Annotated in this window: 1 protein-coding gene; it reads right to left on the bottom strand. The window is 66.2% G+C overall.

All coding sequences use genetic code 11. The annotated features are described in order from the left end of the window. The coding region (locus AC1D00_RS43790; RefSeq protein ID WP_477015025.1) for an MBL fold metallo-hydrolase at window positions 1-749 on the bottom strand (749 nt) is incomplete at both ends.

The raw sequence follows: 749 nt of genomic DNA, 5'->3' as shown, positions 1-749 counted from the left end.
TAGTTGACGTGGGCGACGAGCTCGCCGGCGGCGAAGCCCATCTGGTGTTCGTCCAGCACGTGCTTGTTGAACACCACGGGCACCAGGGCGCGCGAGGTCTGCGGCACCTCGCGGCAGGCTTCCGCGATCAGGCGGCAGCGCTCCTCGTGGTGGTCGGCGAGCTGCTTGATGCGGGTCTTGAGCCCGTAGAACGGCACGCCGTGGCCGGGCAGCACCAGCACATCATAGGGGAGCGTCGTGGTGAGGCTTGCGAGCGAGGCCAGATATTCGCCGAGCGAGTTCTGGTCGGGCTCGACCGCCCAGACGCTGACATTGGGCGAGATCCTGCTCAGCACCTGGTCGGCGGAAAGGAACAGCTTGTCGTCGGCGCAATACAGCATCACCTGGTCGAGCGCGTGGCCGCCGCCCGTGATCACCTTGAAGCGGCGCGTGCCGATCACGACGTCGTCGCCATGCGAGATGCGGCGGTAGGACGGCGGCAGCACCGAGACGCGCTTGAGATAGTCCTGGCCGCGGCCGAGCAGCTTTTCGGTGAGCGACTCGTCCATGCCGTGGCGGCGGAAGAACAGCCGCTGCGCCTCCTGCCGCTCCGCGGTGCCGCGGTTCTGGTGATAGACCGATTGCAGATATTCGACCTGCGACATCACCAGCGGGCAGTTGAACCGTTCGACGATCCACCCGGCGAGACCGACATGATCGGGGTGCGAATGGGTGACGATCAGGCGGGTGCTGTTGTCGCCCTTGAGAGG

The sequence above is a fragment of the Bradyrhizobium sp. P2_E8 genome (assembly GCF_056403875.1).
Note: the sequence above shows the minus strand (reverse complement) of the source record. Positions and strands in the feature narration are given on the sequence as shown.